We start from the raw sequence: 9,135 nt of genomic DNA on the forward strand, positions 1-9,135 counted from the left end.
CCATCCCACCCGAGGTTCCCCATGTACGGATTCACCACCACCCTGTCCGGCACCACCTTCGACGAGGCGATCGCCCGCACCACCGCCGCCCTGAAGGCCGAAGGCTTCGGCATCCTCAGCGACATCGACGTGCAGAAGGCCATGAAGGAAAAGCTCGGCGCCGAGATGCGCCCCTACCGCATCCTGGGCGCCTGCAACCCGCCGCTGGCCCACCAGGCCGTGCAGGCGGTGCCCGACATCGGCCTGCTGCTGCCCTGCAACGTGATCGTGCGCGAAGAGTCGCCCGGCCACGTCGTCGTCGGCTTCCTCGACCCGCAGACCATGGTCGGCCTGGTCGGCCAGCCCGAAGTCAGGGTCGTCGCCGACGCCGCCGAAGAGCGCCTGCGCCGCGCCTGCATCGGCCTGGGGGGCAGTGCGATCCGGAACGTGTGAGCATCGCCCTCTGACCTGGAACGGGCCCGATCGCGACGGCCCGGTGCCGATGCATCGATGGCGGATGGCAGGCCGCGGCAGGGGTGGGTGACGGCGTAGACTGGCCGTGCCCCACGCACCGCACGGCCCGATGCCCCTGTCCGCCTTCCGCCACCAGCGCCTGCCGCCCGAGGCGGACGCCTTGCGGGCGGAGTTGCGCACCTTCCTGGCCGAGGCGCTGAAAGACCGGCCACCGCTGCGCCGCGCTGATTCGTGGATGGGCGTCGACCCGGCCTTCAGCCGCGAACTGGGCCGCCGCGGCTGGCTGGGCATCACGCTGCCGCGGCGCTATGGCGGGCGCGAGGACACGGCTTTTGCGCGCTATGTGGTCAGCGAGGAACTGCTGGCCGCCGGCGCGCCGGTGTCGGCGCACTGGATCGCCGACCGGCAGAGCGCGCCGCTGATCCTGCGCTTCGGCACCGAGGCGCAACGGCTGGCGCACCTGCCGGCCATCTGCCGCGGCGAGCGCTACTTCTGCATCGGCATGAGCGAGCCCGATTCCGGCTCGGACCTGGCCTCGATCCGCAGCACCGCGCGGCGCGCGCCCGACGGCCAAGGCTGGGTGATCGACGGCCACAAGCTGTGGACGACCAACGCGCACCTGTCGCACTTCATGATCGCGGTGCTGCGCACCGGCGAGCCGCGCGGCGCCGATGGCCGGCCGGCGCGCCACGACGGCCTGTCGCAGTTCATCGTCGACCTGTCGACGCCGGGCATCACCGTGCGGCCCGTGCGCGACCTGGCCGGCGGCCACCACTTCAACGAGGTGCACTTCGGCGGCGTGCGGCTGGGCGACGACGCGCTGGTCGGCACCGCGGGCCAGGGCTGGCAGCAGGTGAATGCCGAACTGGCGCTCGAGCGCAGCGGGCCCGAGCGCCTGCTCAGCAGCCTGGCGCTGCTGCACACCCTGATCGACGCGGTGGGCCGCCGGCCCGACTCGCTGCAGGCGCGCGACATCGGCCGGCTGGTGGCGCGCCTGTTCACGCTGCGGCAGATGTCGCTGGCCGTCACCGCCGAGGTGGCCGCCGGGCGCGACCCGGCCTGGGCCGCGGCCTGCGTGAAGGACCTGGGCTCGGTGTTCGAGCAGGATGTCCCCGAACTGGCGCAGGCGCTGCTGGACGAGCCGCCCACGGTGGGCGGCGGCAGCGACCACGCGCAGGTGCTGGCCGCACTGACGCAGATGGCGCCGTCGTTCTCGCTGCGCGGCGGCACGCGCGAGATCCTGCGCGGCATCATTGCCCGCGGCCTGGGCCTGCGCTGAGGGCACCATGCGCGAACTCTTCGAATCGAGCCTCTCGCGCCTGCTGGCCGACCAGGTGACGCCGGCCGTGTGGGCCGCCTGCGACGCGGGCGAATGGCCGACCGGGTTGTGGGCCGCGCTGCAGACCTCGGGCTTCGCCGTGGCCGCCGCACCCGAATCGTGCGGCGGTGCCGGCGCCAGTTGGGCCGACCTGTTCGTTGTCCTGCGCGCCGCCGGGGCGCACGCCCTGCCCGCCCCCCTGCCCGAGACGATGCTGGCCAACGCGGTGCTGGGCCATTGCGGCCTCGCCGCGGTGAACGCGCCGCTGGGGCTGGCGGCGAGCGGCCAGCTGCGCCTGTCCGATGATGGCCTCGCCAGCGGCACGTTGCACGGCGTCCCCTGGGGCCGCCACGTCGGTCAGGTGGTGGCGGTGGCCGGCGGGCCGCGGCCGACGCTGCTGCTGCTGGACCGCCGCCAGGCCACCCTCGAGCGCCGGCAGAACATCGCCGGCGAGCCTCGCGACGACCTGCACTTCGACGCCGTCGCCCCCGACGCGACGGCTGTGCTGCCACCCGGCCTGCCGGCCGACCTGCTGTGGCTGGGCGGCGCCCTGCTGCGCAGCGCGCAGACGGCCGGCGCGCTGCAGCGGGTGCTCGACCTGTCCACCCGCCACGCCACCGAGCGCGTGCAGTTCGGCAAGCCGATCGGCGCCTTCCAGGCCATCGCCCACCAACTCGCCGTGCTGTGCGAGCACACGGCGGCCTGCACCGTGGCGGCGGAGTGCGCCTTCGCCGAGTCGGCCGATGGCGCCAGCGGCTTCGCGGCCTGGCCCATCGCCGCCGCCAAGGTGTGCAGCGCCGACGCCGCCGGCGCCGCCGCGGCCATCGCCCATGCGGTACACGGCGCCATGGGCTTCACCCACGAGCACGCACTGCACCGCTGCACGCGGCGGCTGTGGTCGTGGCGCAGCGAATTCGGCCATGCCACGCACTGGGCGCAGCGCCTGGGCCGCGCGGTGTGCGCCGGCGGCGCCGCGGCGCTGTGGCCCACCCTCACGTCCATCACCGCCGGCGGCGCCGGCCTGCCCCTCGACACCGACCCCACGGAGCCCGACCGCCCATGACCCAGCCCTTCCTCCTCGTCGACCGCGACGGCGCCGTGCTCACCGTGCGCATGAACCGGCCCGACTCGCGCAATGCGCTGACTGACCTGGCGCAGATGGACGAGTTCGTCGCGCTGGCCCGGCAGGTGCGCCACGACCGCTCGGTCAAGGCCATGGTGCTGACCGGCGAAGGCAGCGCCTTCTGCGCCGGCGGCAACGTGAAGGACATGCGCGACCGCGGCGGCATCTTCGCCGGCACGCCCTGCGAGGTGCGCGACAGCTACCGCGACACCATCCAGCGCATTCCGCTGGCGCTGTACGAGCTGGACGTGCCGATCATCGCCGCCGTCAACGGCCCGGCCATCGGCGCGGGGCTGGACCTGACCTGCATGTGCGACATCCGCATCGCCAGCGACAAGGCGCTGTTCGCCGAGAGCTTCGTCAAGGTGGGCATCGTGCCGGGCGATGGTGGCGCCTGGTTGCTGCCGCGCGTCATCGGCCTGCCGCGCGCCAGCCTGATGGCCTTCACCGGCGACATGATCGACGCGGCCAAGGCGCTCGAGTACGGCCTGGTGGCCGAGGTGGTGTCGGCCGAGCAGTTGCTGCCGCATGCGCAGGCGCTGGCCCGGCGCATCGCCGCCAACCCCTCGCATGCGCTGCGCCTGACCAAGCGCCTGCTGCGCGAGGGCCAGCACATGCGGCTGGATTCGCTGCTGGAGCTGTCGGCCGCCTACCAGGCGCTGGCCCACCACACCAGCGATCACCTCGAAGCGGTGAACGCCTTCCTGGACAAGCGCGCGCCGTCGTTCACGGACCGTTGAACCGGATCGACAGCGCCGCGGTGCCCGCGGGCGATCAGGGCTCGCTCGCCGCCGACGGCGCCTCGAGCTGGAACGTGCCGACCATCTCGCGCAGACCAAGCGACAGGTCCTCCAGCCCCTGTGTCGCTGCTGCGGCCTGCGCCACCAGCGCGGCGTTCTGGTGGGTGGCCTGCTCCAGCCGGTCGATGGTCGCGTTAACCTGCCCGATGCCCTCGCACTGGCTGGCCGCGGCGCGGCTGATCTCGCCCATCAGGTCGGCCGCGCGCCGGATGGATTTGACGACATCATCCATCGAGCGCCCCGCCTGGTCCACCAGGTCGGTGCCGGCCGCCACCTTGTCGACCGAGTCGCCGACGATGCCCTTGACTTCGCGCGCCGCCTGCGCCGTGCGCTGGGCCAGCGCGCGAACCTCGCCCGCCACCACGGCGAAGCCGCGCCCCTGCTCGCCGGCGCGAGCGGCCTCGACGGCGGCGTTGAGCGCCAGGATGTTGGTCTGGAAGGCGATCCCGTCGATGACCGCGATGATCTCGGCGATGCGGCGCGACGAGCCGTCGATCGTCTGCATCGTCGCCACCACGCGGCCCACCAGGTCGCCGCAGCTGGCGGCCACCGTGGAGGCGGCGCGGACCAGGGCGTCGGCCTCCACCGCCTGGTCGGCACCGAGCCTGACGGCACCGGTCAAGGTGGCCAGGGTGCTGGCGGCTTCATTCAGGTCGGCCACCTGCTCGCTGGTGTGGCGGCTGATGTCGGTGCTCTCCAGCGCGATCTCGTTGGCCGAGCCATGCAGGCTGTGGCTGGCCGCGCGGATGCGGTGCACGATGCGGTTCAGGCAGTCGATGGCCTGGTCGGAATCCAGCTTCAGCTGGCGCAGGGCGCCCCTGAGCTGGCCGCCGACACGGTGCGTGAAGACACCGTGCGACAGTGCGGCGAAGACGCTGCCGACCTCGCCCACCGCGACGCGTATGTTGTGCAGTTGCACCAGCAGGACCATGGTGGCCACGAGCACGCCCGTCACCCCGGCCAGCAGGATGGTGAAGGCGCGGTCGGAATCGGCCAGGGCCGCCTGGATCACGGCTTCTGGCAGGTGGTATTCCAGCACCCACGGGTGGTCGGCCTTGGCGTCGACCTCGACACGGAAGCTGTTGCGCCCCGGCTCGCCCTGCGCCAGCCGGGCCGGCAGGTCGGCGCTGCGGCGGTCGTGGATGCGCACGCCATGGCCGGCGTTGGTCAGCATGAAGTTCGCCGCCGCGGGCATCGCCGCGCCGCTGCGCGCCATGGCCGCCACGTCCTCGTCGGTCACCGGCACCTGCTTCACCCCCACCAGGGCCGCCTCCAGGACATTGGCGCGCACGATGGCCGAGATCACGCCCTTGAACTGCAGGTCTGTCGCGCCGTAGAAGGGCACCGAGAGCAGCATGCCGTGGGTCTCGCGCTCGTTGCCGCTCGACTTCGACAGGTACTGCGCGTTGTCGCAGGTGCGCATCAGCGGTGAGGCGTAGACCGGAATGTCGTCCATGCCGGCGAAGTCGAAGCGGCCGTGCGCCTGGCTGGCCGCTGCCATCTGGATCTTGAAGTACGCGTACTCGGCCTCTTCCGAGGGCTCGGGCGCATCGGGCAGCGCAGGCGCCTTCGGCGGCGCCGGGCGGCCGGCGAACCTCAGGTCGTCGAACATGAAGAACGGCACCTGGCCCTTGTCGGGGTCCAGGTCCTTCAGCACCGCGTAGACCTCGGACACGTTGACGTCGGCGCGCAGGTTGTTGTAGATCTGCTGCACCGTCTCGCGGCCCTCTTGGGTGAAGCGGCCGCTGGCCACCACATCCTGCTTGTCGTCGGCGCGGTTGCCACCGGCGATCTGGCGCACGCTGGGCAGCAGCGAGATCGTGCGCACGCTCTGGTAGACGTCGTTGAACAGGTGCTCGATGTCGCGGCGCCGGGGCTCCACGACTGTGGTCACGTGGCTGCGGATGAACTGCCGCTCCTGCTCCTGGCGTTGCACCAGGCGCCAGACCACCAGCGCGCCCAGCACGGCCACGGCCAGGGCGGCCATGGCCAGCAACCATGGCCATCGGATGGGGCTGGACGCGCCGGCGGACGACCAGCGCCACGCGGGCGCAATGGGTGCGGAGGGGCTGGAGGTCATCGGCTCGGCGCGTTGGGGCAGAAGAATTCCTTCGGGCCCCACGATAGGCAGGCGCCGGCCCCGCCAATCGCCCGAACATGGGGCCGATGCCCCGACAAATCGGCCGGCGAGCGGTCGCGGCGCCAGCCGCGGCCACATGGTCACACCAGCCCGTCGGGCGCCGGGCTGCATCTCTGGACGAGCCCGTCGGGCGCCGGGCCGCCTGCCTAGACGAGCCCGTCTGGCGCCGGGCCGCCGGTCTAGACGAGCCCGTCTGGCGCCGGGCCGCCGGTCTAGATGAGCCCGTCTGGCGCCGGGCTCAGGGCATCGGCCACGTAGCGCCGCAGCAGCGGCGGCTCGTCGCCGAGGTGGAAGGCCAGGCGCTGCATGCGCAGGTCGGCGTCGAAGGCGGTGAAGCGCTCGAGCCGGCGCTGGTGCTCGACCCAGTTCTCGTCGACGAAGTACTCGATGTAGCGGCCTGCGTGCGCTGCGTCGCGGAACAGGCCCCACGACAGCGCCCCCTGGCGCAGGCGCGCCCGCCGCGTGCGCTGCATCACCGCGGCAAACTCGGCGGCGCGGGCCGGGTCGATCAGGTACTCGAGCGTCACCATCACCGGCCCTTCCTCAGGGCCGATGGGCACGGCCGGCTCGGGCAGCGAACCCACCGACGCGGGCGAGTAATCCAGGTCTGCACCGCCCTCGATGCTGAAGCGCCGGGTGAGCACGAGCATGGCGACGCCGAACAAGGCCGCGCCGACCACCGCCCAGCGCACCGAGCTGAGGCTGGCCACCTGGCCCCACAGCACCGAGCCGGCGGCCGAGCCGCCCATCAGCGCCATCTGGTACACCGACATGCCACGCGCACGCACCCAGTCGGGCAGCACCGTCTGGGCCGCCACGGTGAGCGAATTGGCCACCGAGATCCAGGCCATGCCGGCCACGAACATCGCCGGCAGCGCCACCCAGATCTCGGGCACCAGCACGATCAGCGTGCTGAGCGCCGCATGCACCAGCGTGCCCCACAGCACGAACTGATCGCGGCCGAAGCGCGCACGCCAACGCGGAAAGTACAGGGCCGCCACGATGGCCCCGGCCCCCACGCAGGACAGCATCACCGTGAAGGTGGCCGGCCCGCCGCCGTGCAGCTGGCGGGCCACCAGCGGCAGCAGCGCCATCAGGCCCGACACCTGCACGAAGTACAGGAAGATGCGCAGCAGCACCACCTTCAGGCGCGGCGACTGCATCGTGAAGGCCAGGCCCGCGCGCATCGCGCCAACGAAGCGCTCGCCGGGCAGCGGGCTCTCGGCGCGCACCGAGCGCCAGCGCAGGATCAGCACCATCGCGCCGGCGGCCAGCAGCGCATTCAGCACGAACACCGCCGCCGGGCTGACCAGCGAGATCAGCGCGCCGGCCACCACCGGGCCGATGACCCGCGACAGGTTCATCGCGATGCCGTTCAGCGCCAGCGCCGCCGGCAGCTCGGCACGCGGCACGATCTGCGGCACGATGGCCGCGAACACCGGCCAGCGCATCGCCAGCCCTACGCCGTTGACGAAGGTCAGCGCCAGCAGCAGCGGCGCCGTCAGCGCACCGGCCAGCGACAGCCCGGCCAGCACCAGCGCGGTGACCGACACCCACAGCTGCGTGGCGGCAAAGTAGCGGCGGCGGTCGACGATGTCGGCCATGGCGCCGCTGGGGATGCCGAGCAGGAACACCGGCAGCGTGGACGCCGTCTGCACCAGGGCCACCATCACCGGGCTGGTGGTGAGCGAGGTCATCAGCCAGGCGGCCGCCACGTCGTTCATCCACATCGTCATGTTCGCGGCCAGCCAGGCGAACCACAGGCCACGGAAGACCGGGGCTTGCAGCGGCGCGAGGGCGACGGGAACGGGCATGGCGGGGCAGTGTACGGAGGGGGTCGCAGACGAGCCGGTGCTGGGGCCGGACCGGTTCAGCGTCGCGCGGCGCGTGCCGCGGCGGCTGCGGCAGCCTCGCGCAGCTTGTCCTTGCGGCTCTTGCGGTGGCCCTTGATGCCGCCGTGCGGGTCGGCACCGGCCGGGGCCGTGGGGTCGGGGGCCGAGGCGCACCCCTCGGGCGCCATCGCGCGCGGCGCGGGCTCGAAACCGGGCACCCGTTCGCGCGGCACGCGCTGCTGCTGGCGCTTCTCGATCAGGCGGAAGTGCGGCTCGGCACCCGGGGCGTCGGCGCACAGGAAGCTCACCGCCAGGCCGGGCTCGCCGGCGCGCCCGGTGCGGCCGATGCGGTGCGCATGGTCCACCGCCGAGCGCGGCAGGTCGTAGTTGACGACCACCGGCAGCTTGGCCACGTCCAGGCCGCGCGCGGCCAGGTCGGTGGCCACCAGCACCTGCAGCCGGCGGGCATGGAAATCGGCCAGCACCTGGGCGCGGCGGCCGGCGCTTTGCTGGCCATGCAGCGCTGCGGCCTTCAGCCCGGCGCGGCCGAGCTTGTCGGCCACGTGCTCGGCCCCGTACTGCGTGGCCACGAACACCAGCACGCGCGACCAGTGGCCGTGCGCGATCAGGTGGCGCAGCAGCGGCGTGCGGCCGGCGGTGTCGACCTCGATGGCGCGCTGGACGATGCCGGATGCCGCCCCTGGGCCGTCGGCCGTGCGCTCACTTTGCTCACCATCAGGATCGTCGCCACGGCCTTCGTCGGCGCGCAGGCGCAACGGATCGCGAAGCAGCCGGTCGGCCAGCGCCGCCACCGCGTCGGGCATCGTCGCCGAGAACATCAAGGTCTGGCGCTGCGCCGGCAGCAGCGCCAGCACCCGGGCCAGTTCGTCGGCAAAGCCCAGTTCGAGCAGGCGGTCGGCCTCGTCGAGCACCAGCGTGGCCACGTCGGACAGGCGCAACGCGTTCCGCTCCACCAGGTCGAGCAGCCGGCCCGGCGTGGCCAGCACCAGGTGGGCGCCGCCGCGCAACGCCATCATCTGCGGGTTGACCGACACGCCGCCGATGGCCAGGCGCACCACCAGGTCGGGGGCCAGCGCGCGCACGGCGGCGGCGGTTTGCAGTGCCAGCTCTCGCGTGGGCGACAGGATCAGGCCGCGCAGGCGGTGTGGTCGCTCATTTTGCAGGCCAGGCACCGACACCAGCCGCTGCAGCAGCGGCAGCACGAAGGCCGCCGTCTTGCCCGAGCCAGTGGGCGCCAGCGCCAGCAGGTCGCGGCCCTGCAGCACCGCCGGCACCGCCTGCGCCTGGATGGCCGTGGGCGTGGCCCAGCCGGCCGCCGCCGCGGCCCGCACCAGCCCTGGCGACAGGCCCAGCGGCGCAAAGCCGGCGGCCAGCGGCGGTGTGGCGGGGGGCGTGCGAGGAAGATCGGTCATGTCGGGCAGGATAGCCGCTGCCAACCCACCCCCGGA

At 73.1% G+C, this 9,135-nt stretch carries 7 protein-coding genes; 4 read left to right on the forward strand and 3 right to left on the reverse strand.

From position 1 onward, the window contains the following. The first annotated feature begins 21 nt into the window (after positions 1–21). The 4 genes from EOINJALH_RS26880 to EOINJALH_RS26895 all read left to right on the forward strand — a co-directional run bounded on the left by EOINJALH_RS26880 (position 22) and on the right by EOINJALH_RS26895 (position 3,634). Entirely contained in the window at positions 22–432 is a 411-nt protein-coding gene (locus EOINJALH_RS26880) for a DUF302 domain-containing protein (RefSeq protein WP_088286018.1), read from the forward strand. A gap of 130 nt (positions 433–562) precedes the next feature. Next, a complete protein-coding gene (locus tag EOINJALH_RS26885) occupies positions 563–1,732 on the forward strand; it encodes an acyl-CoA dehydrogenase family protein (RefSeq protein ID WP_088286020.1) in 1,170 nt (389 codons plus the stop codon). Between the two features lie 7 nt (positions 1,733–1,739). After that, a complete protein-coding gene (locus EOINJALH_RS26890; RefSeq protein WP_088286022.1) occupies positions 1,740–2,834 on the forward strand; it encodes an acyl-CoA dehydrogenase family protein in 1,095 nt (364 codons plus the stop codon). Beyond that, positions 2,831–3,634, forward strand: coding sequence for a crotonase/enoyl-CoA hydratase family protein (locus tag EOINJALH_RS26895; protein ID WP_088286024.1), 804 nt, complete (start codon positions 2,831–2,833; stop codon positions 3,632–3,634). Before EOINJALH_RS26890 ends, EOINJALH_RS26895 begins: the two co-directional genes overlap by 4 nt. Before the next feature lie 34 nt (positions 3,635–3,668). Here the strand turns inward: EOINJALH_RS26895 and EOINJALH_RS26900 are convergent, their stop codons facing one another. The 3 genes from EOINJALH_RS26900 to EOINJALH_RS26910 form a co-directional block, all read right to left on the reverse strand. Further along, on the reverse strand, positions 3,669–5,774 hold the full coding sequence (locus EOINJALH_RS26900; RefSeq protein WP_158219907.1) for a methyl-accepting chemotaxis protein: 2,106 nt from the start codon (positions 5,772–5,774) through the stop codon (positions 3,669–3,671). A 272-nt stretch (positions 5,775–6,046) separates the two neighbouring features. Continuing rightward, positions 6,047–7,648, reverse strand: a complete 1,602-nt coding sequence (locus tag EOINJALH_RS26905) for an MFS transporter (RefSeq protein ID WP_088286028.1) — start codon at positions 7,646–7,648, stop codon at positions 6,047–6,049. 56 nt (positions 7,649–7,704) lie between these two features. Then, positions 7,705–9,099 carry a DEAD/DEAH box helicase gene (locus EOINJALH_RS26910; protein ID WP_088286030.1) on the reverse strand — a complete coding sequence of 465 codons (1,395 nt, stop codon included), beginning with the start codon at positions 9,097–9,099 and terminating at the stop codon, positions 7,705–7,707. Between the last annotated feature and the right edge of the window lie 36 nt (positions 9,100–9,135).

The organism is Ideonella sp. A 288 (genome assembly GCF_002198735.1).
In the GTDB taxonomy this organism is placed as follows: domain Bacteria; phylum Pseudomonadota; class Gammaproteobacteria; order Burkholderiales; family Burkholderiaceae_C; genus Pseudaquabacterium.

Bases quoted from the DNA above. Each gene is read 5' to 3' on its own strand.
- EOINJALH_RS26890 (WP_088286022.1), top strand. From the start codon at position 1,740: ATGCGCGAACTCTTCGAATCGAGCCTCTCGCGCCTGCTGGCCGACCAG.
- EOINJALH_RS26880 (WP_088286018.1), top strand. From the start codon at position 22: ATGTACGGATTCACCACCACCCTGTCCGGCACCACCTTCGACGAGGCG.
- EOINJALH_RS26905 (WP_088286028.1), bottom strand. From the start codon at position 7,648: ATGCCCGTTCCCGTCGCCCTCGCGCCGCTGCAAGCCCCGGTCTTCCGT.
- EOINJALH_RS26885 (WP_088286020.1), top strand. From the start codon at position 563: ATGCCCCTGTCCGCCTTCCGCCACCAGCGCCTGCCGCCCGAGGCGGAC.
- EOINJALH_RS26910 (WP_088286030.1), bottom strand. From the start codon at position 9,099: ATGACCGATCTTCCTCGCACGCCCCCCGCCACACCGCCGCTGGCCGCC.
- EOINJALH_RS26895 (WP_088286024.1), top strand. From the start codon at position 2,831: ATGACCCAGCCCTTCCTCCTCGTCGACCGCGACGGCGCCGTGCTCACC.
- EOINJALH_RS26900 (WP_158219907.1), bottom strand. From the start codon at position 5,774: ATGACCTCCAGCCCCTCCGCACCCATTGCGCCCGCGTGGCGCTGGTCG.